We start from the raw sequence: 26,603 nt of genomic DNA, 5'->3' as shown, positions 1-26,603 counted from the left end.
CGCGATCGCTGCCCCGCCGCTTGCTCGACAACCTGTTGACGATGGCCGCCCCGCTTTTTTGAAATCAGCGACCGGCGTTTGTGGAAGGCGCGGGCCGTTTTGGTCGCTTAACCCTTTCGCGACGATAGTCGTTTTTAAATCGCGTCCGTGCGGCCTATCGGTGACCTAGCGTGGCTTCGAAGCTCTTCGTTGCTCTTCCGATATAATATTCCGCGGAAATGACATCGAATTTAGATGAAATTCCCGTTCAGACGCCGCAGCTTCGCGTTCTAAAAATGGAGGTTCGCATGAATAAGACATTATTTTTGGCGTTGTCGGTTGCGCTTGCTGCGTCTGCTTCGCCGGCTCTGGCGAAGGGCTGCCTTAAGGGTGCAGCAGTAGGCGGCGTCGGCGGTCATATGGTTGGCAAAGGTCATGCTGTCGCTGGCGCAGCTGCCGGGTGTGCGATTGGGCATCACCATGCCGCCAAGAAGGCCAAGGCACAGTAATTTAAATGCGGTCACGCTATCTTCGAACGCTTGGCGTGACCGCGTCTTTATGTTGGTGTTTCCAAAGGCACCTGTCGCGAAGCAGATATTTGGATAAGCGTCGAACAGCCCGGTGACCATTTTATCTAAAACAGGCGACTCGCCACCTTCCCGGGCCCATGCGATTAAGGGGAGCATGGATGTAGCGCCTATCAACGAGCCGGCCCCGCCGGCTTTTTCAACAAAACCCGTAGCAAAACCTCGGCGATGGCGGATAGCTCGCCGAACATTGGGTGGAATCCTGCTCGCCATTCTTGCGGTATGGCTGGTGCTATTCGTCAGCAAAGGCCGCTTCCTGAAGCACCCGCTCGAGCGGGTCGTGAGCAGCTTGACGAACCGCCAGGTTAGCGTTTCGGGGGATTTCCAGCTCTTTTTTGATCCGATCAAGATCAAATTCTACGCCGAGGGCATCCGTATCGCGAACCCCTCCTGGGCGACCAAGCCCACGCTGTTCGCTGCCGATCGGGTCGATACGCGTATCTCCCCCTGGTCGTTGATCTTCGGCAAGCGACGGCTCTATTGGTTGGCCCTGACCAACGGCGCTCTCGATCTGGAATGGAACGCGGCGCACACCACCAATAGCTGGACGTTCAGCGACAAGAAGGGCGGCAAGCCGCTCGATTTTCCGCTGATCGACCGCGCGACCGTTACTGGCACCACGGTGCACTATCTCGACTCGCGGCTGAAACTGGTCACGGATTTGAAAATCGGCGACATCCAGTCCACCGATGCGAAGATCGGCCATTCAGTCGGGCTGACTGGCAAAGGAACCGTGCGATCGACACCGTTCACGCTCAGCGCTCAACTGCTTTCCCCCGACGCGACGGTGACACGCGGTCAGAACAAGCTCACGCTGTCTGCCTATGCCGCGCACAACCGGATCGACGTAGCGGGCACGCTGCCCACGATAGCGGATATCCAGAACGTGCCGCTTCAGGTACGGGCGACCGGGCGGAACCTGGCGGAACTGCTCCGCATTATCGGCGTCGCCATTCCACAGACGCGGACCTACCAGCTCCATGCGCAGCTAGTTCAGTCCGGGGCCGAGTATCGCCTCACCCGCATGGCCGGCACATTCGGCAACAGCGACCTATCGGGCAAGTTCACCGTGTCTAACATCCAACCCCGCATCCATGTCGCCGCCGAGCTGTCGACGCACACGCTCGACATCGTCGATGTAGCCCCGTTCATCGGGTACAATCCCGACATTGTCGCGGCGCGAGGCGCAAAGGCTGCGGCTGCAGCAACCGGCGCAGCGCCCGAGCGACTCCTGCCCGATGCAGCCATTCCGGTTGATCAGCTCGGTAATTTTGACGCCAACGTTCACTGGAACGTTGGCGTCGTGCGATCAAAACACGTGCCCCTGTCGCACATCAGCTTGACCCTTGCTTTAAGGGATCGCGAACTGCAGATCTCGCCGCTCACTTTCGCCATGTCGCGTGGCAACGTCGCGGCGGATGTGATGATCGATGCGCAGCAACGGCCAGCGCGCAACTTTTACGACATTCGTCTTGCACCGACGCCGATGGGCAAGCTGCTAGCTGGGTTCGGCGTGGCCGAATCAGGCACCACAGGCACAATCCATGGCCGGATTCAGCTCATTGGGATTGGCGACTCTCTCCATCAGGCACTGTCGACGTCTAGCGGTCGCATCGCTTTCATTATGCCCGCCGGCACCTTAACCACCAAGAACGTTGTCTTGTCAGAACTAAATCTTGGCGGATTTGTTCAAAAGCTTTTCGAGAACAAGCTAAAAACGCCAATATCTGTAAATTGCGGTTTGCTGGGATTTACGGTGCGTAATGGCGAAGCAGCTGCCGACCCAATCCTTATAGACACGATGAAAAATATTGTGACGGGAACAGGCGGATTTAATTTCGACTCTGAAGCCGTAGATCTTGCGTTTTTGTCAAAAAGCAAGCGGTTGAGCCTTTTTTCTGCGCAGTCGCCCATTGGGCTTCAAGGTCACTTTGCCAATCCGAAAATAAACCTATTAAGCCCGCAATTGGCCGCACGTGCGGGTACCGCTATTGGCCTAGCCCTTGTGGCAACACCACCCGCCGCAATTCTAGCATTTGTCGATATAGGAAACGCGAAGGCTGCCGCATGTGGTCCCGTCCTGTCGGGCGCGTCTGCTTCAGCCCAGCGAAACGTCCAAGGTAAAACGCTCAACAATGTCGGTAACGGTACACCATCCACCACCGTTGATAAGAAAGACAAGTTTCTAGGTCTCTTTTGAAAATATAATAGTTAGAGCGCAGGCTGACAGCACTGATGTCAGCGGGAAGGTTGTTGGCGACTTGCTCACGGTGCGATAAAACGACTAATCCGTCAAATTGACGTTCGTCGATGTTCTACACCAACGTTGCTGGGCGGTGATGTTTGCAGAAATTTCGCAATGAGGCACACGTCCCTCCGAAACCTGCGAGCAGGATCGGGCGCATTGCTTCGCTCGGCATGCCGTCGGCAATAATAAGGTGCGGCGGTGCAAAACTTCCCCACACTGCCAGTAGCCTTGCTTGTTCTTTGGGGGCGTCGTTGTTGGCCCGTATGCGTAACGCTCAATGACTGGGGCCAGGATCGCATCGCGATCGGCTTTCGTTATGTTCGCGACGTCAGTCCTCAATCTTTATCGCTGATGTCCGCGCCGATATCGTCGGCGCGAACTGCCCGGCTGACCGTTTTCAGCACCGTGACGATGCGAATCAGGCGGTCGCGTCCCGTGTCGCCTCCTGAGACCGCGACCCTCGGCCCAAGTCGAGAGAGGAGGCGAGCGTGCCGAATGATCGATCAAAATCGACGTGGTTTCTCGATCAAATTCGCTATGAAGTACGCGCGCGACGGGAGTGCGCATTCGGCAACCGGCTTTTGGCTGTACCAAGGCGACTTTCGAAATGACCGATCTGGCAGCTGCTCCCGACTCTCCGGACGCGGTGAAGCAGCCCCAGCGCCCTAAGTTGCGCGAGGTGCTCGGTCCCGGGCTGATCACCGGAGCGTCGGACGACGATCCGAGCGGAATTGCGACCTATTCGCAGGCAGGAGCGCAGTTCGGATACGATCTCGGTTGGATCATGCTGTTCAGCTGGCCACTTATGTGCGCGATCCAGGAGATCAGCGCGCGGATCGGCCGGATTACCGGACGCGGAATCGCTGGCAATCTCAAGCTCCATTATCCCGCATCGTTACTGCACGGGATCGTAGCGCTTCTGGTTGTCGCCAACACGATCAACCTTGGTGCGGACCTCGGCGCAATGGCGGCCGCGTTGCAGCTGCTGATCGGCGGTCCCCAACTGTTTTATGTCGCCCTCTTCGCCGTAGCGTCCGCCCTCCTCGAGATATTTGTGCGATATTCTCGCTACGTCTCGGTTCTGAAATGGCTGACCGTGTCGCTGTTTGCCTATGTTGGCGTAGCGTTGATCGTTAAATTGCCATGGGGAACCGTAGCGCACGCGCTCATTATCCCGGATATCGCATTCAACGCCGCATATCTAACCGTTGTCGTCGCGATCCTCGGTACAACGATCAGTCCCTACCTGTTCTTTTGGCAGGCTGAGGAAGAGGTAGAAGATGTTCAGGAACGGGCTGGCGCCAAACCGCTGATCCGCGCGCCGGACCAAGCGACCCAGGAGTTGCGCCGCATCCGGTGGGACACAATCATCGGCATGGGGTTTTCCAACGTTGTCGCGTTGTTCATTATCTTAACAACCGCCGCAACGCTGCACGCGCACGGCGTAACCGACATCCAAACCTCCGCACAGGCGGCCCAGGCACTCAAACCGATCGCCGGGCGCTTCGCCTTCCTGATCTTCGCACTCGGTATCATCGGGACAGGGTTGCTCGCCCTGCCGGTTCTCGCCGGATCATCGGCATACGCACTCGGCGAGGTTTTTGGGTGGCATGTCGGCCTTACCCGCAAGCCGGGGCGTGCTAAGGGATTCTACGTAACGATCGCCGCCGCTACGCTGGTGGGCGCTGCTTTAAACTTCACACCGATCGACCCAATCAAGGCGCTGTTTTGGAGCGCGGTCGTTAACGGCGTCGTTGCTGTCCCAGTGATGGTCATGATGATGCTCCTTGCGCGCAACCCGAAAGCGATGGGTATCTTTCGCCTGCCCCGCGTACTGTCGATCGTAGGGTGGGTGGCCACGGCAACGATGACTTTGGCGGCCATCGGCATGTTTGCTACGATGGGTAAGTGATACTCGCTCGAGACTGTTGAAAAAGTCGGGCTGGCGCAGTTTGTTGCGCACGAGTGTAGTTTTGGAATAAGCGGCTACTATCGACTGACGCGATCTTCTGCGTGCGAAGCCAACTGCGCATGATAGTGTCTCGATTTAATTCGACGCCGACTTTGTCAACAGCCTCGCTCGTTTCTGAAACTGAACTCGCTTGCGGCGCGCTTGGCAACGAGATTTGATAACAGGCGAATTGTAAAAGGCCGCCTCTGGCAGCTGACCGGCTTCGAACGTCGGCGTGAGCAACGTGCGCGCCGCTAGTATAACCAGCTTCGCCGCACGGCGGGCGCGATCGGATGTAAGCATCCGGTGAGGCTTGCGATTACCCATAAGTATTTGAATCGCTTGCGTGCCTCCGAAAGAAAATTGTTGAATCGGATGAATCAGTTGTGATTCATTCACGAGCACCGTGATTGTGTTCGTGAGGTGCGCGATGCAGGCCGAAAGCGAAAGCCAGCTGCTTCTGGGCGACCACTGGTCGCGCAGCGAGGTCGATGAGACCGCTTTCAGAGATGCCCGTCTCGGGCGCCGGTTTGGCGATTTGCTTCGCTGCTTGAGCGACAGGATGGGAGGAACAATTCCTTTGGCCTGTCAGGACTGGGCAAGCACCAAGGCCGCGTATCGGTTCTTTTCCAACCCAAAGGTCGAGGAAGGGGACATCCTTGCAGGCCATCTCAAGGCGACGAGGGCGCGATATGTCGCGTCTGACGGACCGATCTTGGTGCTGCAGGATACGACAGAGTTCACCTATCAGCGCCGGAACCCGCACGACGTCGGCTTCACCAAAAGCGTGAACAGTGGTCGCGACAAGAGTGGCCGGCTCCGACACCATGCGGTTTGCGGAATACTTATGCATTCCAGTCTCGTTGTCACCGAGGAGGGGCTTCCCCTCGGCCTGGCCGCGGTCAAGTTCTGGAACCGCGATAAGTTCAAGGGCACTGCCCAGCTCAAGCGGAGGATAAACCCGACGCGGGTTCCGATCGAAGCAAAGGAGAGCGTTCGTTGGCTCGATAATCTCCGCCAGTCGGTCGCTCTGCTGGGCAGCCGGATCGGTGTGTCCACGTCGGCGATCGAGAGAGCGACATTTACGAACTCTACTGCCTCGCCAAAGATCTCGGTACCCACTTCGTCGTCCGCACCGTTGTCGACAGGCTCGCTGGCAACGGCGATCACACCGTGAAAACCGAAATGCACGAGGCTCCAAGCGCGGGCATGCATAGCATCGAGGTGAGGGTCGATAATGACACAGTCGAACGTGTGACCCTTGATATCCGGTTCAAACGAATCCGCGTCTGCCCGCCGATCGGGAAGCAAAAACGCTACCCAGCGCTCGATCTGACGGTGATCCATGCGTCGGAGGTCGGTGCCCCATTGGGCCGCAAGCCGATCCTCTGGAAGCTCGTCACCGACCTGGAAGTTGCGGACCTCGAAGGGGCGATCGAAAAAATACGTTGGTATTCTACGCGCTGGAAGATCGAAGTCTTCCATAAGGTTCTGAAATCAGGATGTCGTGCTGAGGATGCCAAGCTCCGCACCGCCGATCGCTTAGCCAACCTTGTCGCGCTGTTTTGTATCGTCAGCTGGCGCGTGATGTGGATGACCATGATGGCACGTGCTGCCCCCGACGCCGACCCCGCGATCGCATTTACAGCGACGGAAATTACAATCCTCGACCGCCTCGTTTCCGATAGCGGGAACCGCCGAGCAAAGCCGGGCACCCTCCAGCTCTATCTCACCAAATTGTCTCGCCTTGGTGGTTATCTCGCGAGGACGTCCGACCCACCGCCTTGGAAACACCGTCGTCTGGCGCGGCCTACGACGCCTGGTCGATATCCAGATCGGCGCGGAACTCGCCACTTGTGGGTAATTGCAAGCCACACCGGAGGGGTACGATCGGATTGACAATCATCCACAGCAACATGCGCTGTTGCCAGCGCAGCACGACCGAAATGCCAAAGCGCCCGCCGTTGGTCCGCCGCTAGGTAGGATTCCAGCTCCCATTCGACCTTCGCACCACGCGTGCCAACAGCGCCGCCACACATCGAACCACAGCCTCGTCACGCGCCGCTAACCCATAGGCGCCCTGGCACTGGACGCGTGGTCCGAGCGCGCCTGCGATAGTCTGCACCACTCCCAATTAGCGCTTCTGCATCACAGCCGGGGCCCTTAGGGAGCGGAGATGATTTCGTTTCTGTCGCGCGCGGCAATAATTCTGCTCACCCCTGCCCTCGTTCTATCACTTAGCATCGCCCCACCGATCGCCGCCGCGCCTCATGCTGCGCGCAACCGTATCACGGTTGAAGGCGCCAATGCCCAGCCACTGGCTGTGTTCGACGCCGACGAGGCACTCGGTGCGTCGATCGATGGGGGCGCCAAGGACGAGGCAGCCGCAGTGTTCCGCAACGTTAATCTCGCAGCGATGCGGAAGTCGCGCTTTCCACGCCTTGCCTACCGGCTGCGTACCGAGCTTGCGAACGAGGCGTGGCATTGGTCGTCCGAAGGTCAATGGAGTGACCCTGCACACAACGAAGGCTACTGGACAGGGGATGCGAGTGCCAACACCAAGGGATTGGTGACCTTCGGGTACAAGCTGGCGCGCCGCGGAAATACGATCGACCAGGCCAATGACGACGGCTATTCGCGCCTTGATGACGGGGATTCCTCGACGTTCTGGAAGAGTAACCCATATCTCGACCAGCACTTCTCGAAGGAGACACCCGGGCGACCGCAGTGGGTCGTGGTGGAGCTTCCAAAGCACATGCCGATCGATGCGATCACGATTGCCTGGAAGCAGCCTTTCGCGCGCCGCTACGCGGTTCAATATTGGGTCGGTGCCGATGAGTATGAGGGGCGATGGCACGATTTCCCACAAGGCGTGGTCAGCAATGGGCGCGGCGGCACGGTCACGCTTAATCTCGCGCAGGCGGCAATCTCGACCAAATTCGTCCGCGTCCTTCTGCAGCAATCGTCTGGCATCAGCGATGCTGCAGGAAGCGACATTCGCGATCGCTTGGGCTTCGCGATTGGTGAAATCTATCTCGGGACAATGAACGCGGGCGGCAGCATTCTCGACGTCATCCGCCATGGGACGGACCGCACACACCAGACAATCCTGCACGTTTCCTCGACCGACCCGTGGCACCGCGCTATCGATCGCGACGCAGAGACCGAGCAGCCATCTTTTGAAGCCTTAATAAAAGCGGAAATAATACAAAGGACGCCGATCATGGTTCCGGCTGGCCTTGCCTACGACACACCGGACAATGCTCTGGCCGAGCTACACTATCTGCAAAACCATCATATCCCCTTCGACCGTGTCGAGCTTGGCGAAGAACCCGATGGCCAGATGATTTCGGCACCCGATTATAGCGCGCTCTATCTCGAATTCGCGCGTCATCTGCATGCAAGCTTCCCGAAGATCACGATCGGTGGTCCCAGCCTACAAGACGGCATCGCCGATACCTGGCTCGACCCCGACCCTGACGAGAGCTGGACAAGTCAGTTTGTCCGCTATCTCACAGACCATCATGGGCTCGATCAGCTAGGCTTCTTCTCGTTCGAGCTGTTCCCCTTCGACAACCTTTGCGGCTCGATCCCTGAGAAACTGCTCGGACGGGACCTGGTAATGGACACGCTTTTCAAGCGCCTTAAAAAGGACGGTGTCCCGCGATCGATACCGTGGGTGATTACCGAATACGGCTTCTCGGCCTTCGCCGGGCGCGCGATGGTCGAGATGCCAAGCGCGTTGCTCGACGCAGACATGATCGCTGACTTCCTCGGCCGTGGCGGCTCCGCTGCCTATCTTTACGGCTATCCGCCTGACCAATTGCTCGACGGAGATCAAAATTGCTCGGGCCGGGGCAATATGATGCTGTGGGAGATGAACGATGTCGGCCAAGCGCGCTGGGCTATGCCGGCGTTCTACGCCATGCGGATGATGAAGACGGATTGGGCTGGCCCTGGCCGGAACATGCTCTATCGGGCAACCACCACACTTCATGATGATCGTGGTCGAGCTTTGATTGCGGCCTATCCCATTCTGAGGTCGGACGGTCAGTGGTCATTGCTCATCATCAACCGAAGCTCAACCGCGGTGACAACGCGCGTTGCTTTCAAGAGCGCCCTACCTGGTCGAGGTGGGCCGCTGCACATCATGCAATATTCTTCCAAGCAATATCTCTGGAACGCTCGCGAGGGCCATCCGAGCCTGGATCGGCCGCCTGAGGAGACGAGAGCAAAAGGCTGGGACACACCAATCCCCCTGCCCGCTTTATCGCTGACCGTCCTTACGGGCGCTGGACCAGTTGCTACAATGTCGAAATAGCTTGCCTTTGAGGATGTGACGCAGATCAAGGAGCCGCGCTTTTATCGAGAACCACCATATTCTCAGACCTCCGGTGCGGCGTACAGGCGACGTACCGCCACCTCGATCGCCGGCCAGCGCCTCAGCGAAAAACGTGGGTCGTTCATCCAATTGGGCTGGAGGAGATCACCCGACTGAAGCGCCATCTGCCAAGCGACCAGCACTTTCGGCACCCACACATCGAATTGCACGGGAATGAGCGCCACCCAGCCATGCTCGTCCGGTTCGCTCCATTTGACGTTTCCGCGCAGCCAATCGCCTTGCTCGGCCTCCGGGGGTGGCGCTGTTCGCCCCGCATCGCGCAACGCCTCGGTGATCAGGACCAGGACCGCATTACGGTCGCCTTCGGATGTGTTCGCCATGTCAGTCCTCCGCCTTTACCTGGATCGCGCAGCGCACTGCCTTCTTCACCTTGCTGGCCTGCTTGCGGCAGAAGTCCAGTACATCGCGGTTGGCGATCGTCAGCCGGTTGCCCGACAGCACGCCAGCGAACGCTTCGGGGGATCCGGCGCGCATCAGGTGCTGGCCGCCTTCCCACATCGGCATGCGCAACGTGCGCGCCGCCATCCATTCCGGCCATAGCCAGCTCGCCGGCATGGCTCGCACGATCGGACCGGCGAGGACCGTCCACAGCAACATGCCTGTGGCGACGCGGCGCGCATCAGCTGCTGACCGCCTTCCCACATCGGGTAGTGTCCCGGGGCGTGGTGTAGGAAGCTGCCACGAATGAGGTGGCCATCGCCGATCTTCAGTTAGGGTTCGGATGCGAACTCGAACCTGGAGAAGACGACGATGACCGATGCCAAGATGGCCCTGCTCGAGCTAGTCGAGCAAGAGGCGGATGCGGATCTGGTGCGCGAGACGTTGGCGTTTGCCGCAGCGCGCATGATGGACATGGAGATTGAGGCGAAGACGGGCGCGCCTGCAGGCACCCGCTCAGCCGATCGCCTGAACCACCGCAATGGCTACCGCGAGCGCGACTGGGACCCGCGTGCCGGGCGGATCGAGCTGGCGATCCCCAAACTGAGGAAGGGCAGTTACTTCCCGAGCTTCCTGGAGCCGCGTCGTACTGCGGAGAAGGCTTTGGTGGTGGTGATCCAGGAGGCGTACATCCAAGGGATCTCGACGCGCTCGGTCGACAACCTGGTGAAGGCGATGGGCGGGACCGGCGTCTCGAGGAGCCAAGTCAGCCGGCTGATCATCGAGATCGACGAGCGGGTGAACGCCTTCCTCAACCGCCCGATTGAAGGCGAATGGCCTTATCTGTGGATCGACGCCACGTACCTGACGGAGCGCGTCAACAAAGAGATCAAGCGCAGGGCCGATGTCATCGGCATCTTCCCCAACACCGCCGCGGTCATCCGCCTCGTCGGCGCGCTCATGCTTGAGCAGAACGATGAGTGGTCGGTATCGCGGCGTTACATGACGCTGGAAACGATCGGCGCGTTGAGCGATAACCCACGCATCAGCCTGCCGGCACTGGCAGCCTGATCATCCTTGGCCTAACCTAGGATTGGTGTTCATACACCACTCCAAGGGGCACTACCCGATTGCGCTAGAAACCGAACAAAGCTAGTGACAGGACTATAATGGTTGGTTCAAGATCATAACCATCTGAACTGATTAATAATAATGTAGGGGATGAGTGATGACGAGCACGAAAATACGCCTGACGCTGCTCAGTAGCGTTTCCACCGCAGCGATGGCGTTATTCGTGCCGACCAGCGTCCAAGCGCAGGCCACGACCTGTTCTAAGGCGGGTACCACGATCACTTGTGTTGATGGCGCGTCCACGGTTTTGACTGCCACCACCACCTCATCCGCCGCCGTCGTTCCCGGGGCCGGCCTCAGGACCACGTCCGCCGCGGGCCCGTTGGTCACGACATATACGGCCACCGGGCCTGTGACGACGACCGCAGCCCCGGCGGTTCGGCTCAGCTCCACCGGGGGAGCCCTCAGCTTCACGCCTTCGGGCACGAGCGCGCCGCTTAATATCAGCACCATCGGGGGTACTAATGCCACCGGCCTCACGCTAACGGCCCCGGGTCAGGCGACAACGGTTACCGTCGGCAACGTCGCGACAAGCGGCGCGACCTCCGCGGGTGTTCGGTTCACGGGCGGTAACCTCGCGCTGAGGACTGGCAACATCACGGCGACGGGTGTGGGGTCGCAGGGTGCGGTGATCACGGCGACGGGCCCGGTCAATCTGACGGTTGGCACGGTGGCGACCACCGGCAATGGTCTGACGGTCAATGCGGGCGCGAATCCAGTGACGCTCTCGACGGGGGCGGTGACGGCGACGCAGGCTGGGGCGCATGGCACGGCGATCACCTCGACCGGGGCGGTCAACTTCACCGGCGGCACGCAGACCGCCAATGGCGCGAACGGGCTGCGGATCACTGGCGGTGCTGGGGCGATCAATGCCACGGTCAACGGCGCTGCGACGACCGGCACCGGCACGGCCGTGGCCATCACCGGCAGCGGTCCGGTGACCTTCGCCAATACCGGATCGATCAGCACGACCGGGGCGGATTCGCGCGGGGTGAGCATCACCACCACCGGTAACGGGACGGTGACGACCAACACGGGGTCGATCACTACGACGGGCGCCGGCTCGACCGGTCTGTTCGTCCGCGCCGGCACGGGCGCGATCGATGCCGGATACGGCAACATCACGACCTCAGGCGTGAGGAACGCCGCCGTCAACTCCGCCAGCGCGATCGACCTCGTCACCACCGGGGCGATCAACCTGCGCGGCACGGGCGCGACGCTGCGGACCAACGGAGCCGGCGCCACCGCCGCGGTCGTGACCGGCTCCAGCGTGACGGGCAACCTCGGCAATGTGACGACCACCGCCATCACGGCGACGGGTGTGGGGTCGCAGGGTGCGGTGATCACGGCGACGGGCCCGGTCAATCTGACGGTTGGCACGGTGGCGACCACCGGCAATGGTCTGACGGTCAATGCGGGCGCGAATCCAGTGACGCTCTCGACGGGGGCGGTGACGGCGACGCAGGCTGGGGCGCATGGCACGGCGATCACCTCGACCGGGGCGGTCAACTTCACCGGCGGCACGCAGACCGCCAATGGCGCGAACGGGCTGCGGATCACTGGCGGTGCTGGGGCGATCAACGCCACGGTGAACGGCGCTGCGACGACCGGCACCGGCACGGCCGTGGCCATCACCGGCAGCGGTCCGGTGACCTTCGCCAATACCGGATCGATCAGCACGACTGGGGCGGATTCGCGCGGGGTTAGCATCACCACCACCGGTAACGGGACGGTGACGACCAACACGGGGTCGATCACTACGACGGGCGCCGGCTCGACCGGTCTGTTCGTCCGCGCCGGCACGGGCGCGATCGATGCCGGATACGGCAACATCACGACCTCAGGCGTGAGGAACGCCGCCGTCAACTCCGCCAGCGCGATCGACCTCGTCACCACCGGGGCGATCAACCTGCGCGGCACGGGCGCGACGCTGCGGACCAACGGAGCCGGCGCCACCGCCGCGGTCGTGACCGGCTCCAGCGTGACGGGCAACCTCGGCAATGTCGTCACGACCGGGACCGGTGCGCAGGGCGCGACGATTAACGCCGCCAACGCCGTCAATCTAACCGCCGGCACCTTAACGACGACGGGTGCCGGCGCAACAGGGCTTAATGTGACAAGCGGCGGTCCCGCGATCCTGGCGGTGACGAGTGTCACCACCGCCGGGGGCGACGGTGTGCTCGTCCAGTCGGTGGGCGACAGCAGCACGACTGTCGCTACGATGACGATCACGGGCAACAACACGCGCGGGGTCAATGCTCAGTCGGCGGCGGGCAATGTGTCGCTGGGGGTTACCAACGGTAGCGCCATGGGGACCGGCTCGACTCTGGTTAGAGCCCAGAGTGGCACCGGCAACGTCACCGCAAGCTCGACCGGAACCCTGTCGGCGTCCGGCGCGGGTTCGCGCGTCGTCGATCTCAATGCGGGTGGCAATTTGACCGGAACGTTCACGAACGTGACGGCTGCCGGCGCGGGCAGCTCGGCGATCGTCGCGCGGTCGGGCAAGGCGCAGACACTGACCCTGACGGGTACGATCTCGGATACTGGAACGGGCACCGGCCTGGCGGCGGTTGACGCCTTGGCCGGCGGCGCACTGACCGTCACCAACAACGGTGCGATCACCACGACGGGCGATGCGATCAATGGCATCACCGCACGTTCCACCGGCGGTAGCGTGACCGTCAACGGCACCGGAACGGTCACCACATCCGGCACGGGCGCGGTTGGCATTTCCGCAAGCACTGGCTCGACCGGAGGCATTGTGTCGGTCACCCAGGGTGCTGTTCGCACCACTGGGGCGAATGCCGCCGGCATATTGGCCGCCAGCACCGGCCCAACGAACCTGACACTTGGTTCGGGATCAACAACCGGCATCGGCTCGCGCGTCATCGACGCGACGGGCGGCACCGTCAACGTGACCACCATGGGTACGATCACCTCAAGTGGTGCGGCGAACGGACCGGCGCAGGAAACGATCTTCGCCAACGCCACCAATGGTGCGGCTTTCCTCAACGTCGGCAACGTTGCCGCAACGGGCGCGGGCGTCAGGGCAATCACGGCGAACGCGACCACGACGGTGGGGCTGACGATTGTCAGCGGTGCGACCGTCACGTCCAACGGTAACACGATCGTCCTCACTTCCGGCAACGGCTCGATCTTGACCAATGCCGGCACGATCACTGCGGGCAATGGCAATGCCCTCACGATCAGCGGCGGCGCGGCGACCGTCAACAACTTGGGAACGATCATTGGCCCCGTGGTGCTGACCGCCGGCAACGACGTCTTCACCAATTCGGGAACCGTCACCTTCGGGACGGGGTCGAGTTTTGGTGCCGGCAACGATACCCTCAACAACAGCGGTACGGTCCTGGTCGGCTCGGCGCTGGACCTCGGGGCAGGCGCGGATGCGGTCAACAACAGCGGCACGTTCGCGCTGGTGAACCGGATGGCCCCGCTGGCGTCCATGCTGACCGGGCTTGAGGCATTCAACAACTCGGGCACCGTCACGCTTCAGAACGGCATCGTCGGTGACACGCTGACGATCCCTGGCACCTTTACCGGATCGGGATCGAGCAGTGTTCTGCTCGATGTCGATCCCAGCGGCGCGGGGACGGCGGATCGCCTGATCATCGGCGGAGCCGCGACCGGCTCGACGGTGCTGGGGGTCAACTTCGTCAACAACACGGCGGTATTGCAGCCGGGCATCACGCTGGTGTCGGCGGGTGCCGGCACGAGCTCGACGGCCTTCTCGCTGTCACCGGCTCAGACGACGCGGGGATTGATTACCTACGGGCTGGCGTTCAACGGTGCCAACAACAGCTTCAACCTTGCCGGCGCGCCGAGCGCGACCGCGATCCGGCTCTTGAAGGCCTCGGAAGGGGCAGAAACCCTGTGGAACGATTCCGCGGATGCCGTGTCGGCGCAACTCGCCTCGCAGCGCGATGCGACCTGGGCAGGCGCACCGGCCAATGGCGGGCGGCTTTGGTTGCAGACCTTCGGCCATGTAGCGACGCGGAAACAGACGCGGACGGACACGGTCTATGGCATCACGCAGACGGTTGGGTCCAATTACCAGCAGGACGCGTTCGGCGCTCAAGCTGGCCTCGGCTTCTTGAGCAGCGGGGCGTTGGCAGCGGGCATCACTGGTGGCTATGCCAATTCGGTGCTGAAGTTCCCCGGCTTCAACCAGAAGATTACGTACGACGCATTTAATGCCGGTCTCTATGCTGGGTATAACTTAGGAGGACTCTTCCTCAACGCGCTCGGCAAGTACGACTTTTACCGTGTTCATATGAACTCCCTCAGCGCGGGTCTCAATACCCGGAGCAACGGTCGAAGCTATGGTGTGAAGGGCGAGGCCGGGTTCCGGTTCGGTGCAACGGGTTTCTATGCCGAGCCCAACGTCAGCATTGCGTTTGTCCGGACTGAGCTCGACGGGATCCGCCCCCTCGGCGTCGCCATCGACTTCGACCACATGACTGGCACACGCGGTTCCGCGGGGCTGCGCCTGGGTAACGCCTTACCGATCGGCGGGGACAGCATCGCGTCCTTCTATGTCGCGGGCGATTACGTGCACGAGTTCAAAGGAACCCAAGGCCTTGTCTTCTCGTCCGGCAGCAACGCGGTACGTTTCCGGAATGTGCCACTCCAGGATTTCGGTCGGGGCAAACTCGGTGTGACGATCAAATCGGGCGCCGTTACCGGGTTTATTGAGGGCGACGGCATAGTCAGCAAGAACTACACTGGTGGTGGAGGTCGAGCTGGCCTGCGGGTCGCGTTCTAACTGGTCACAACGAGCCCGCTCGCCGACGCGACCGAGCTCGTTGCGGGTCCCGTGCCGGCCGAACGAGTGTGGGCCGCCGCCTTGAGAGGTTCCGACGAACTCATAGGCACCATTGGACTGACGCCCGAGAAAGGCACGGACACGGCTGACTGGGCTTTTGCTATCCCCCTCTCGCTGAGGACGGGGGGGCAATACCGAGGCGGCAATAGCCGTCGTATACTTCGGGTTTAAGGTGGTTGGCCTAGCACTACTTTGGCAGAAATATAATTTTGGGGATTCCCCGCGCAGGGGATGCGTGATTCATAGGGAGCCAGCTTTGAAGGGGGCTGGCGATGGAACAGGATTGGCAGGGCGATCTCGAGCGGTGGCTTGAGCCGTATTTGCAGGATCTGGGCAACAAGACGCGACGGCGGATGTGCCCGGCCTACATCGCTGGCCTGATCGGCCCGGGCGATCGCAAGAGCATTCAGCCGATTGCAGCGCGCGGGGACGCGATCAGCTATGACCGGCTGCACCATTTCATCGGCGCGGGGATTTGGGACAGTGCGCCGTTGGAAGCGCGCCTTTGGCGGCAAGCGGATGCTTTGGTCGGAGGCGACAAGGCCTGGCTGATCATCGACGACACGGCGCTTCCCAAGAAGGGCAAGGCCTCGGTCGGTGTCGCGCCGCAATACGCCACGGTGCTAGGCAAGAACGCGAACTGCCAGACGCTGGTCTCGGTGACGCTGGCTTCGGGAGAATTTCCGGTGATGCTGGGTCTGCGGCTATTCCTGCCGGAAAGCTGGACCAGCGATACCGCGCGGATGTCTAGGACCGCCGTGCCCGAAGCTTTTGAAGCATATCGAACGAAGCCCGACATCGCAATTGCTGAGATCGACCGCGTCATCGCGGCCGGTGTGCGCTTCGGCTGCGTTCATAAACCGATTGCCCTGAAAATCCGTACGGCAACCGGTCTACGAAAGCCTACCGGAATCTGTGTCCCCATAATGTACAGGAGCCGGATGGGGGCGGCGTGGTCCGGGTCCCGGCGTCGAGCATCCGGCCGATCAGGGCCGCCAGCGTATCGCGCGTCATACCGACGTTACTGTCCAACCTGCTCCCCCTTTCCTACCTCGATCGTGCAGCGGACCACCTTGCTCGCCTTGGCCGCCTGCTTGCGGCACGCCTCCAGCGGCTCCCGGTTCGCCGTTGCCAGCCGATTGCCCGCCAACACGCCGGCGAAGGCCTGCGGGTCGCCGGCCCGCATCAGGCGCTGCCCGCCTTCCCACATCGGCATCCGGAGCGAGCGCGCCGCCATCCGCTCGGGCCATAACCAGGTCGACGGCATCAGCCGTACAATCGGCCCCGCCACGATCGCGTAGAGCAACACCCCCAGCACCAAGCCGCCGAGACCGGTCCACAGCAGCAAGCGGTTCTGCTCGTCGCCGCGCCGCGCCGACCCCAGCCGGTCGGACAGGCTGCCCGCGACGTTGCGGAGCATCGTGTCCGTCGTCCCGATCTGGTGACGCAGTTCGCGCACGGCGTCGGTGACAGCGGCGTTTAAACGCTGTCCCATCTCCTCGGGCGTGAGCATCATCGCCGGGCTCTTGCTCATCGCGTCGATCTGGCGGACCAATACCGCCAGCACCTTCTCGGTGCGTGCGAGCGTCGGCTCATAATCGGGTGTGTCGACCGACTCCCGCGCGGCGGTCAGCCCCTCGATAGCGGCGCGTAGCAGCGAAACCTCACGGCCGAGCTGGACGAACGCGAGCGCCGCCTGATCGTCGCCGCCATCATTCTCATGCCCGTCGTCCATACCTACCCCCTATCGGCTCATTCCCAAGTCACGGTCGCGGTGCAGATCGCGTGACAGTTCCCGGCCTATATCGCGGTCCTGGCGCTCGCTGATCCCAAGCCCCAGCTCGCGCGATCGGCTGCGCAGGAGCGATTCCACCTGGGGATCGCGTTCGAGGCCTTTTGCCATGTCAGCCATCTCCTGCCCCGCTTTGTCGCGGCCCGCTGCATAGCCGGCGCGCTCGAAGTCCGCGTGCTGGCCCTGGAGCATTTGCCAGCGTTCCACGAACCGATCGGCGCGCAGGTGCGGATCGGTCCGCACGCGGGCTTCCTGGGCCATCGCCGCGATCATCGGGCCGCTGCGCCCCGCGGCCGCTTCGCGCAGCAGGGCCGGATTGCGCGTCATCGCTTCGTGCATATCGTCCGACCCACCGGGACGGAGCTGCTCCAGCGCGTCAATCGCGCGCTGGAGCGCCACCTTCTGGTGCTCGAGTACGGCTCCGCTCGAGGCCTTTGTCTGCAACGCCGCCTCGGCCGCGCGCGAGGTCCGCTCGACCGCACGCACGAACGCAGGGTCCTGGCCGTGTTCGTGCGCTTTCACCGGTGCCGGTCTCGCCGGCGTCGCATCAAGCTTCAACCCGTCGAACATGCCACGCTTGGGCGCTCGCACCTGTTCGCCCTGGCTCTGCTCCGCTGCCGGCGCCGGGCGTTCGGATACCGGCCGGCTCGTGCTTTCGGGTACGGTGTCGCGACGCTCTGCTTCCGGCGCCTTGGGCCGGAAGCCGGTGAACATGCTCCTCGCCTTCGTCTCGACCGTCCGCACGATTTCGCGCACCCGTTCAGGCAACCGGATCTCGCGTCTGTCCGCGAAAGCACGGGTGGCTTCCTCGGGCTCGGCCGCATAGTCGGCCGCCATGTCCTTGCTCCGGTCGCGCGACAGCACCGCCGAGAGCTTCGCGTCGGACGCGAAGTCGTCACGTCCGTGATGGAGCTGCACCCCGTCCCGGTGCCGCGACAGCGCAACGTATGCCGCGTGCCGGTCCATCCCCGGCGTCGCGAGCACGTGCGTTCGATCGACCGTCACGCCCTGCGATTTATGAATAGTAGCGGCATAGCCGTGATCGATCGCAGCATAGTCCTTCACGTCGAACCCGACCTGCCGCCCGTCGTCGAGCCGCACGCCCATCCGGTCAGCCGATACCTGCTCGACCGTACCCAGCGTGCCGTTCTTCACGCCCAGCTCGCGCTCGTTGCGCAGGAACATGATCCGGTCGCCGGACGCGAACTGGCGTGTCCCGCGATCGGCCTGCACCGCCACATCCTGCCCGAGATCGCCCGACGCCCGCAGTCGGTCTCGTGCCTCCCCGTTGAGCAACTGTACCTCGGCATTGGTATGCGTAAGGATGATCCGGCTCTTGTCCGGCTCCGCCTGGCGCTGCCGGTCCCATTTGCCGACCAGCACCGCCCGCGCCTGGCTGCGCGTGTCAGCAACGCGCACCATGTCATGGTCGCGGTATGCCTGGATCGCGTCCGAAGTCCGGCCCGTGGCAAGCCAGCGCGTGGCACCCCGCTGCCACTCCGCTCGCTGCCGGCGGATTTCGGTGATCTCGGCCGCCCCGTGCCGCTCGGAGAGCGCACGAAAGGCCGCGCCCGCCTCGATCGCTTGTAATTGCTCGGGATCGCCCACCAGCACGACCTTCGCGCCGGCCCGGTCAGCAGCAGACAACAGCCGCTCCATTTGCCGCGTGCCGATCATGCCCGCCTCGTCGACCACCAGCACATCGCGCGGCCCCAGCTGCTCGCGGTCACGTCCCCACGCATGCTCCAGGCTGGCGATGGTGCGCGAAGTGATGCCCGACCCGGCCTCAAGGTTCTCGGCCGCGATCCCCGACAACGCCGCGCCCCGCACGGTGTAACCGGCTTGTTCCCATTCGTCGCGAGCAACGCGCAACATGGCCGATTTTCCGGTGCCGGCATAACCTACGATGATCGCAAGATCACGATCATGGCCTATATGGTGGAGGGCAGCCTGTTGGTCGCCCCCAAGCACCAGGCCGTCACTCCTGGCGACGCCCCCCTTTCCCCATGGCGTCGCCAGGAGACCATGTCCTGCCCTCCCGGCGAGCCGGACGGCCGATCGCTCCAGCCGCGCCTCGATCGCGATCATATCACGGCTCGTGAACCGCTCGTCACCGCGTCCATCCTTGCCCAGCGCCACCAGTTCGGGCGACGCCTTCGCAGCAGCCATTACCTGGTCGTACTGCTCCTTGCCGTCCGAATGCCGGAACGCGAACACCGCCAGATCGCGGGTCGTGAACGTCGCCTGCATCCGCGTAATTGCGTCCAGCGCGACAGTCGGATCGGCGATAATCTTCTCGCCGTTCTCGCGCGCGATGCGAACGTGATCCGCGATCCGCTCCGCCTCCAGTCCCTGCTCGGGCCGACGGGACGCAGCCGGCCCGATCTTGTGCTGCGGCTCCAGCGCGATGCCCTGTTCGGCATAGGAGCGGTGATCGATCCGCGCATCGATCCCTAGCTCCGTCAGTCGTTCATTGACGTGCGCACTCCACGCTTCCCGCCAGTGCTGCAACAGTGCGCGGTCGTTCCACGGCACGACCTTTTTGCCGAACCCTTCGGGGCCTACCTCGCGCATGGTCAGCATGACATGTGCGTGCGGTTTCGGACTACCGTCTTCCGCTTTGTCCCAATGCACGTTGAGGTCCGCAATCATCCCGCGATCGACAAACTCGCGTTTGACGAAATCACGCGCTAGCGAAACGCCCTGATCGCGGGTCATCTCGCGGGGGATCGAGAACTCGATCTCACGGGCTAGTTGGGCGTCCTTGCGCTTCTCGCCAGCTTCCACCGCATTCCAGAGCGTTGTGCGGTCGGCCAGACGCTCCGGCGCCCCTTCCGGTAACATCACTTCCGAGTGCGTGACGCCGGTCTTGTTCGAGAAGTCGTGGTGCCGCTCCAGCCGTTCGTCGAACAGCTCGGATGCGGAGCGGTAAGCGGCTGCCGCAACAGCGCTGGAGCCGGATGAACGGCCGATCACTTTTGCGGAGAAATGGTAGATCGCCATGACGAAGCGAAACTACCCTTCTTCGTGCAGATCGGCAACGATCTATAAGCGCGCACTCACAATCCGCTGCGCTCCTCGTGACTGACTTGCTGCGCCTCTCGTCGTTGCGGCTTTACCCCTGTGCTAGGTTCGCTAAGGTGCTGATTATCAAACACGGGGACAGCTAACCCGTGCGTCAGATACTGGCAAAGGGATCGGCAAGATGGGCGACCAGATCCAGATCCGCGATTATATCGCAGCCGTCGCTACCTCGCCGCTTGCAGCGTTCGCCAATCTTGCACCGTGGGAAATTACCAGCCGCTCTCACGAGGTTGTGGCCGTACTCTTGGACGATCTTGATGCTGGCTATCGGATTTCCGACAATGTCGCCGTGCATGAAACTGCCAGCATAGAACCGGGCGTCGTGCTGAAAGGCCCCGCGGTCGTCGGACCGTCGTGCTTCATTGCAAGCGGCGCTTATGTTCGCGATGGCTGTTGGCTGGGGGAGCGTTGTACGTTGGGCCCGGGCACCGAATTGAAATCTTCGTTCCTGTTTTCGGAGACTAAGCTGGCGCACTTTAATTTCGTCGGTGACAGCGTGCTGGGCTCGGGCGTTAATCTGGAAGCTGGGGCTATCATCGCCAACTTTCGAAATGAACGCGACAATCATGCTATTGTCATCGTGCTCGATGGCATACGAATTCGAACAGGGGTCGACAAGTTCGGAGCGCTGCTCGGCGACGGCGTTCGTATTGGTGCAAATGCTGTCGTCGCGCCCGGCGCGCTGCTTACACCGCGCGCGACAGTGCCGCGTTTGGGTCTGGTGGACATGGGATCACATATCGGGGCAATCTGATATTGCCGCGATGCGTTGAAGCTGGAGGGACTATGCGCAAAGTTCGCGATTACGATGCCGAGCTAAAGGCACTGAATGACAAGGCCCGCTCGCTTAAAGCCAAGCGGGTCGAGCAACTCGGCCAGCTCGTCTCCGCAACCGGCGCCGATGCGCTCGATGCCGAAACCCTTGCTGGCGTTCTGCTCGAGGCGATTGCCTCTAAAGATCTTGCGGCAAAGGAGGGGTGGCGATCGAAAGGCGCTGCCTTCTTTCAGCGCCGCGGGCGCAAAAGTGGCGGCGATACTACGGGCGACGGATCGGGCATTCCGGCTGAACCAGGCGGCGACACTGCGAGCCGAAGCGGCGGGACGGCGTAGCGATAATCGGAGCTGGGTCGTGCAACGTCGCGAACGAACGCGTCACCTGATCGAACTGGGTGGCCTTGTCCAGAAAGCTGGCCTGGTCGAGCTGACCGACGACGATCGCGCCACCCTCTACGGCGCCCTACTCGATCTTGCCGGGCGCGCGCGCGGTGATGATGCCGGCGACGTGCTGGCATTGTGGAAGCGGCGCGGCAGACGGGCCTTCGATACGGAAGCCGAGGTAAGCGAAGCGTGATAAGCGCATTCGAGATCTGCCTTGTCAGCAATGGGTCACGTTTCTTCGTTCGGCCATCACCGCGTCACGGTCGCCATTTATCAGGGGTGCAGGAGATTAAAGATGCGCTCGATTAACGTCCTGTTCGATGACGCAGTGATCGATTGCGTCGCCAGTGACCGCGCGCCCACGATTCAGGAACTCTTCCACGTTGCAGAGCGGATTTGGACAGACGGTGCATCGGATCGATCGGCGTTTCGCTGGGGCCGCCTTGCTCCGACCGACCCGGCCAGGCTGTTATCGCTGCGTGCGGCGCAAATGGCGTTGATGGGATCTGACGGGCGCGACTGATCTTCGATCGCACTAACACGTCGAGCAAAAGCGAACGGTGAGTTTTGGGGTAGCGCCCTGCCCTCTTGGTGGGCGAACCACAGTTAGTCGATCGCGATCACAATGCGGTCGATCAGGTTGCGCCCACGCGTGCTGACCGGATGGGTGAGAGACACCTCGTAGCCCTCCCCCTCATTGTCCTCGATCTGCACCACAATATCCTGAAATGCATCCAGGTCATCATCGCTATCGCTGATCGGCTGGACTACAGCTCCGCCTTTAGTTGTCTTGACCCGGTACGTGCTGCCGCCCTCCAACAGCTCTTCCAAAAACGCCATTCCTCGTCCTCTTGCGCATCCGTTGATCGGTTTGTCGTTGGCGACATTTCTGTCTGTGCGCGCCGTTCATATCGTTTTTCAACAATTGTTCGTCGAGCCGAGCTGTAATCTTGAGCTGTTCGTACCGGGCCGCGCGTCGCTTAATCGGCTAACACCTCTGGTGCGAACCGCAACTGCGCAGCGCTGGCCGGCATCTCCGACGGCATGTGGGTTAAAGTTTATCTTTCAGCCCCTTGGCGGGGGTGAACGACACCTTTTTCGACGCCGCGATCGTCATCGCCTCGCCGGTCGAGGGATTGCGGCCCGGGCGTTCGGGACGATCCTTGACTGAGAACTTGCCAAAACCGGGGATCGAGATCTCTTCGCCCTTGGCGACCGCACTGGCGACCTGGTCGAACACCGCAGTGATCGCGGCTTTGGCATGCGCTTCGCTCGTGCTCGTCGCCGCTGCGACGCCCTTAACAAATTCCCCGATGTTCATGCAGACCGCTCCCACGTAAAAAATGAGAATTGCTGATGACCAGCCCCGGTGCAAGCGCCAAGCTTTATCGGCGCGCACGCTTTGCGCCTATCCCAAAACTTAATAGTCGTCGCGGCGATCCCGGTAGCGATCATGGGTCCCAGCCATCGCGCCGGTCGTCACCACCCCGCCAATGTTCACGCTGCCATTCGCGACGACGCTGCTCTTGCTCCCAACGGCGATGCGCGATCCAGCGTTGGCGCGTATAACTACTTTCGCGATCATCGTAACGACCGTCTCGATAGCCTTCGTCGGAACGGTATTGCCCGCTCCAGCCGCCATAGCTCTGAGCAAAAGCGACGTTCGGCACGACTGCTACCAGCGCGGAAAGGCCGAGCGACGCGGACAGGACTAACTTGCGAAACATCTCCAATCTCCTCATCGGCAGACAGCCGATAAGTGTGTATGCACGCATGCTAATGCGTCGGGCCTGAATGCCACTTGCAGCAGTTGTTCAGACTATGAGAGGTCTTGCGCTCATTGCGACGACGACCCGCTTTCGACCAAACACAGTTGTTCCCCAGCGCCGCAAGACTGCCCGGAAACGGACTATCGACCTGTCAGCGCGATCACCGTGTCCTGCGCGTTCACGATCTGCCAGCAGCCTTCGCGATTGACCCAGGTGTCGGTCCAAACGAACTTACCCCGTCGACCGCCCGTTTTCGTCCATGTTTCGCTACCCTGAGCGACGGCAGTGTTGCCGAAAAAGCGGACGTGGACATAGTCCGGCGTGTTGCTGAGGAAAGGACCGGGGCCATCCGCCGCCTCTAAGACGGCGGTCCTCTTGTCCAGCACACGACCGTCGAGCACCCACACGAAGTCGTCGGCGAGAATCCGTCTGACCACCGAGGCATCGTTGGTCGCGACGGATTTCGCCCACTCCTCTTCGCTCTGTTCGATGTAGCGTTCTACAGCATCGTTCGACTCCAGCACTGGCGCGGGACATGGGGCCGCAGCAAGAACGGGAGCCGACCATAAGAGTGTCGCACAGACGATCGAAACGCCCCACCAAGCACACCGCAACACCTGTCCGTCTCCCACACGATGGACCTTCTTTGAGACGGCTTATGCCATGGTCAAGCCGAAAAGCAGCCAGACCATTTTCGATCAACCCCGGTGGTTCGCTATCACGCGGCAAAGGCTGTCCAGCAGCCCGTAGGGGTATTGCAATTTGCAGAGGTACAATGTTCATAAGCCACGCCCGCTCCGGCGGGTGCGGGATGGCCGGTATCGCCGACCGGACGTGACGCGCGGACGGCACGTCGGCTTGCCAGGCAGCGCTGCCCGGACAGCCCCCGCGGCCTTCGGCCCGGTCTTCAGATCCTCGACCGTCGCCCGCTTACGCCAGTTCGCTACCGTCTTCGGGTTGATCCCAAGCTCCCGGCTCAGCGCCGTGAGCGAAGCTTGCGATCGCTGTATTGCTGCTCTGACGGCGTGCGTGGTCGTGGCGCTCCCGTGACGTACCTGTCCCCTATGGCTTCCTTCCATTCCAACGAAAGGATCGCACCATCAAACCGTGGGATCAAACACCTAGGGTGTCATTCGCCCTCAGCCGGAACCGACTCCTAGGAGCAAGCGCATGCCAAGCTGCGAAACGCCAATCGCTACAGATATACCACCGGCGATGAATACCCCGCCCATGGCGGAACGCGCCGTGCGTACCAGCGTGCTGCTAGCCGCGACTATCGAGCAGTTCGGGGGGACCATGCTCGCACCCACAAGGTACGGGATCTCTCTAGCGGGGGTGTACGTGTCGATCAGAGCGACGCGCTTCGGAAAGGAGCTACTGTCGTCATAACCGTCGGATCGCTGGAGGCAGCGCCGGCAACCGTGGTCTGGATTGCCGATGGGTGGGCCGGTGACCTGCGCAACCCTTACCGTCGATAGCAATCATAGGTCGCGGTGGGTCGCTACGCCCAACCATTTTTCAGGTGCATATCGCGATCCCGCTGGTCGAACGGCGCGGCTCCCGCCCAGGCCCTCAGGGCATTCAGCCCAACCTATCGAGCCAGATGCCCTCGTAGCGTTAATTGTCGTCGTCATCATCGCGCCAGTGCTGATGCTCGCGACGTTCGTGCTCCCAGTAGAGCCGCCTTTGCTGCGCCGCGCGCCACTGTTCGAGGCGCGCTCGCTCTTGCCACTCGTAACTGGGTCGACTGTAGTAAGAATAGTTTTGATACTGTGGCACGCCGTACGTGTAATAGCTGCTTGCAGGGTAGTTGTCGTCATCATCATAAGAGTAGCTGTTGTAGCCCCCGGACCCAAAGCTCAGCGTAATACCACCGAAGCTTTGGGCCGACGCAGGAGAGGCTAGCGCGAAGGCCGAGGCAGTCGCCAATACAACCGTCATAGCGAGTTTGCGAACGTTCATCATGGTTTCTTCCTTCACACGATGACAGTGTTACCGGCAGTCGTGCCCGCTGCGCTCGATTGCACGGCCAGCCAACGCGCCCCCACCTGCACCAAGAATAAGGCCTGTCGTGCTCGGGCGGTCATATTGACCACCCCGGCCGATTTCACGCCCGAGCAGGCCGCCAGCAACTGCGCCGAGGATAGCCCCAGTGGTACCGGAGTTGCAGCGCTGCCCCTGGTAATACGTCTGCTGCTGCGGGTAGTTGCCACGATCCGCGTAATTCTGGTAATCACGCGTATTGTAGTATCCTTGGTAGCGGCTCCGCTGGTAGCGATTTTCATAACGAGCGCGCTGCTGCTGCTGCTGCTGGTAGCGCTGATATTCGCGCTGCTGGCGGTAGTTCTGATAATTCGCGTCCTGATCATATCCATCGCCATCACCCTGATACTGCTGGTGATAGACTTGGCGACCGTAGTAATCCTGGGCCGATGCAGGAGCCGCAGCGATTGCCGCGAGAGCTACGCTTGAGGTTATCAAGGCTGAGATCAACGTCTTCTTCACGGCTCGTCTCCTCGGAATGATCCAATCATGCCGTTGTAGGTGAGCCGCTGTGAAATCGTGCTGAACACGATTGTTATCGGAGGTTCATTTATGGCCCGATCGGCCCTTTTATACCGGAGCCAATCGGTCTGCGCGGATTAGCGCCACGTCCTCTCGCGTGTTGCGATAATCGGTATTTCCTTGGCTGCCGACAAGGACTGGCGGGTGACGATGGCACACGGCGCTCATCAGCCAGCAAGAAACCCGAGCGTACAGGGGATCCGATTTGAAACGAGCGGAGATGGAGACATGTACCACGCACGCTTCGACAAGATGGTCACGACCGATACGCCTTTTGCGGAGCTTCTCGATCGCCACAGAGCGTTACTACGCGCCCAAGCCCGTCGCCTGACCGGTAACAGCTACGATGCCGACGATCTTTTCCAAGACACGATGCTGCGGTGCTGGTCGGCCCGGAAAAGCTTCGAGCCAGGCAGCAATTTCGGGGCTTGGAGCCGGGTGGTGATGCGCAACAGCTTCCTTTCGGCGCATCGCCGTGATCGTTTCCATGCCAGTTTGCCGGAGGAAGCTTTCGACCGGCTGCCCGGTGCCGAGGGCGGCCAGGATCAGGCGGTGGAATTGCGCGACATTGGATGGGCCCTCGGCCAACTCAGTCCAGACCACCGCGATGCGGTCCTGCTCGCCGGAAAGGGCATATCGATCGAGGATGCCGCATGCCAGCTCGCCATCCCGGAAGGCACCTTCAAGAGCCGGGTTGCCCGCGGCAGGACGCGTCT

General features: G+C 61.6%; 25 protein-coding genes and 2 pseudogenes. 14 read left to right on the top strand and 13 right to left on the bottom strand.

The window, feature by feature from the left end:
- Positions 1-299: 299 nt before the first annotated feature.
- A complete protein-coding gene (locus tag IE187_RS20145) occupies positions 300-665 on the bottom strand; it encodes a hypothetical protein (protein ID WP_189677794.1) in 366 nt (121 codons plus the stop codon).
- Here IE187_RS20145 and IE187_RS20140 point away from each other — a divergent pair.
- The 5 genes from IE187_RS20140 to IE187_RS20125 all read left to right on the top strand — a co-directional run bounded on the left by IE187_RS20140 (position 664) and on the right by IE187_RS20125 (position 9,086).
- Positions 664-2,766 (top strand): AsmA family protein, encoded by a 2,103-nt coding sequence (locus tag IE187_RS20140; protein WP_189677793.1) that lies wholly within the window; start codon positions 664-666, stop codon positions 2,764-2,766. The genes IE187_RS20145 and IE187_RS20140 overlap by 2 nt on opposite strands.
- Before the next feature lie 655 nt (positions 2,767-3,421).
- Positions 3,422-4,726: an NRAMP family divalent metal transporter gene (locus tag IE187_RS20135; RefSeq protein ID WP_189677792.1), complete on the top strand. Its 1,305-nt coding sequence runs from the start codon at positions 3,422-3,424 to the stop codon at positions 4,724-4,726.
- Positions 4,727-5,195: 469 nt separating this feature from the next.
- Positions 5,196-5,942, top strand: a complete 747-nt coding sequence (locus IE187_RS21520) for an IS4/Tn5 family transposase DNA-binding protein (RefSeq protein WP_229839593.1) — start codon at positions 5,196-5,198, stop codon at positions 5,940-5,942.
- Positions 5,846-6,664 (top strand): IS4 family transposase, encoded by an 819-nt coding sequence (locus IE187_RS21515; RefSeq protein WP_229839600.1) that lies wholly within the window; start codon positions 5,846-5,848, stop codon positions 6,662-6,664. Before IE187_RS21520 ends, IE187_RS21515 begins: the two co-directional genes overlap by 97 nt.
- Before the next feature lie 277 nt (positions 6,665-6,941).
- Complete coding sequence (locus IE187_RS20125) at positions 6,942-9,086, top strand: discoidin domain-containing protein (RefSeq protein WP_189677791.1); 2,145 nt, start codon at positions 6,942-6,944, stop codon at positions 9,084-9,086.
- Between the two features lie 62 nt (positions 9,087-9,148).
- On the opposite strand, the gene IE187_RS20120 is transcribed toward IE187_RS20125, so the two are convergent.
- Together IE187_RS20120 and IE187_RS20115 are read right to left on the bottom strand one after the other, a co-directional pair.
- Positions 9,149-9,487 carry a hypothetical protein gene (locus tag IE187_RS20120; RefSeq protein WP_189677790.1) on the bottom strand — a complete coding sequence of 113 codons (339 nt, stop codon included), beginning with the start codon at positions 9,485-9,487 and terminating at the stop codon, positions 9,149-9,151.
- A gap of 1 nt (position 9,488) precedes the next feature.
- A complete protein-coding gene (locus IE187_RS20115) occupies positions 9,489-9,764 on the bottom strand; it encodes a DUF6118 family protein (RefSeq protein WP_189677789.1) in 276 nt (91 codons plus the stop codon).
- A gap of 153 nt (positions 9,765-9,917) precedes the next feature.
- Here IE187_RS20115 and IE187_RS20110 point away from each other — a divergent pair, with 153 nt between their 5' ends.
- On the top strand, positions 9,918-10,616 hold the full coding sequence (locus IE187_RS20110) for a transposase (RefSeq protein ID WP_189677788.1): 699 nt from the start codon (positions 9,918-9,920) through the stop codon (positions 10,614-10,616).
- A 132-nt stretch (positions 10,617-10,748) separates the two neighbouring features.
- On the opposite strand, the gene IE187_RS20105 is transcribed toward IE187_RS20110, so the two are convergent.
- Positions 10,749-11,129, bottom strand: a complete 381-nt coding sequence (locus tag IE187_RS20105) for a hypothetical protein (protein ID WP_189677787.1) — start codon at positions 11,127-11,129, stop codon at positions 10,749-10,751.
- A gap of 175 nt (positions 11,130-11,304) precedes the next feature.
- Between IE187_RS20105 and IE187_RS20100 the strand changes: the two genes are divergently transcribed.
- A complete protein-coding gene (locus IE187_RS20100) occupies positions 11,305-15,459 on the top strand; it encodes a beta strand repeat-containing protein (protein ID WP_189677786.1) in 4,155 nt (1,384 codons plus the stop codon).
- Positions 15,460-15,791: 332 nt separating this feature from the next.
- Positions 15,792-16,373: pseudogene (locus IE187_RS20095) on the top strand (IS701 family transposase); the annotation flags it as partial.
- Between the two features lie 167 nt (positions 16,374-16,540).
- Here IE187_RS20095 and IE187_RS20090 read toward each other — a convergent pair.
- Both IE187_RS20090 and traA read right to left on the bottom strand, forming a co-directional pair.
- On the bottom strand, positions 16,541-17,254 hold the full coding sequence (locus tag IE187_RS20090) for a DUF6118 family protein (protein ID WP_189677785.1): 714 nt from the start codon (positions 17,252-17,254) through the stop codon (positions 16,541-16,543).
- A 9-nt stretch (positions 17,255-17,263) separates the two neighbouring features.
- On the bottom strand, positions 17,264-20,314 hold the full coding sequence (traA, locus tag IE187_RS20085) for a Ti-type conjugative transfer relaxase TraA (protein WP_189677784.1): 3,051 nt from the start codon (positions 20,312-20,314) through the stop codon (positions 17,264-17,266).
- Positions 20,315-20,516: 202 nt separating this feature from the next.
- Here traA and IE187_RS20080 point away from each other — a divergent pair, with 202 nt between their 5' ends.
- From IE187_RS20080 to IE187_RS20065, 4 genes are all read left to right on the top strand, one after another.
- Positions 20,517-21,149, top strand: a complete 633-nt coding sequence (locus IE187_RS20080) for an LbetaH domain-containing protein (RefSeq protein WP_189677783.1) — start codon at positions 20,517-20,519, stop codon at positions 21,147-21,149.
- Between the two features lie 32 nt (positions 21,150-21,181).
- Entirely contained in the window at positions 21,182-21,505 is a 324-nt protein-coding gene (locus IE187_RS20075) for a conjugal transfer protein TraD (RefSeq protein WP_189677782.1), read from the top strand.
- 19 nt (positions 21,506-21,524) lie between these two features.
- Positions 21,525-21,746 (top strand): conjugal transfer protein TraD, encoded by a 222-nt coding sequence (locus IE187_RS20070; RefSeq protein WP_189677781.1) that lies wholly within the window; start codon positions 21,525-21,527, stop codon positions 21,744-21,746.
- A gap of 102 nt (positions 21,747-21,848) precedes the next feature.
- Complete coding sequence (locus tag IE187_RS20065) at positions 21,849-22,076, top strand: hypothetical protein (protein WP_189677780.1); 228 nt, start codon at positions 21,849-21,851, stop codon at positions 22,074-22,076.
- Positions 22,077-22,159: 83 nt separating this feature from the next.
- Here the strand turns inward: IE187_RS20065 and IE187_RS20060 are convergent, their stop codons facing one another.
- The 5 genes and pseudogenes from IE187_RS20060 to IE187_RS20040 form a co-directional block, all read right to left on the bottom strand.
- Complete coding sequence (locus IE187_RS20060) at positions 22,160-22,393, bottom strand: hypothetical protein (RefSeq protein ID WP_189677779.1); 234 nt, start codon at positions 22,391-22,393, stop codon at positions 22,160-22,162.
- A gap of 211 nt (positions 22,394-22,604) precedes the next feature.
- Complete coding sequence (locus IE187_RS20055; protein WP_189677802.1) at positions 22,605-22,874, bottom strand: HU family DNA-binding protein; 270 nt, start codon at positions 22,872-22,874, stop codon at positions 22,605-22,607.
- A gap of 130 nt (positions 22,875-23,004) precedes the next feature.
- Positions 23,005-23,280, bottom strand: a complete 276-nt coding sequence (locus IE187_RS20050; protein WP_189677778.1) for a hypothetical protein — start codon at positions 23,278-23,280, stop codon at positions 23,005-23,007.
- Positions 23,281-23,462: 182 nt separating this feature from the next.
- Positions 23,463-23,846, bottom strand: a complete 384-nt coding sequence (locus IE187_RS20045) for a nuclear transport factor 2 family protein (protein WP_189677777.1) — start codon at positions 23,844-23,846, stop codon at positions 23,463-23,465.
- Between the two features lie 369 nt (positions 23,847-24,215).
- Positions 24,216-24,401, bottom strand: a pseudogene (locus IE187_RS20040) (transposase); the annotation flags it as partial.
- Between the two features lie 99 nt (positions 24,402-24,500).
- Between IE187_RS20040 and IE187_RS21765 the strand changes: the two are divergent.
- On the top strand, positions 24,501-24,800 hold the full coding sequence (locus tag IE187_RS21765) for a PilZ domain-containing protein (RefSeq protein ID WP_189677801.1): 300 nt from the start codon (positions 24,501-24,503) through the stop codon (positions 24,798-24,800).
- A 139-nt stretch (positions 24,801-24,939) separates the two neighbouring features.
- Here the strand turns inward: IE187_RS21765 and IE187_RS20030 are convergent, their stop codons facing one another.
- Positions 24,940-25,287: a hypothetical protein gene (locus IE187_RS20030; protein ID WP_189677776.1), complete on the bottom strand. Its 348-nt coding sequence runs from the start codon at positions 25,285-25,287 to the stop codon at positions 24,940-24,942.
- 27 nt (positions 25,288-25,314) lie between these two features.
- Positions 25,315-25,827, bottom strand: a complete 513-nt coding sequence (locus IE187_RS20025; protein ID WP_189677775.1) for a hypothetical protein — start codon at positions 25,825-25,827, stop codon at positions 25,315-25,317.
- Between the two features lie 180 nt (positions 25,828-26,007).
- Between IE187_RS20025 and IE187_RS20020 the strand changes: the two genes are divergently transcribed.
- On the top strand, positions 26,008-26,603 hold a 596-nt coding region (locus IE187_RS20020; protein WP_229839592.1), incomplete at its 3' end, for an RNA polymerase sigma factor.

Source organism: Sphingomonas glacialis, from assembly GCF_014653575.1.
Classification (GTDB): domain Bacteria; phylum Pseudomonadota; class Alphaproteobacteria; order Sphingomonadales; family Sphingomonadaceae; genus Sphingomonas; species Sphingomonas glacialis.
The sequence above is the reverse complement of the archived record's forward strand: the minus strand, read 5'-3'. Positions and strand labels throughout refer to the sequence as shown.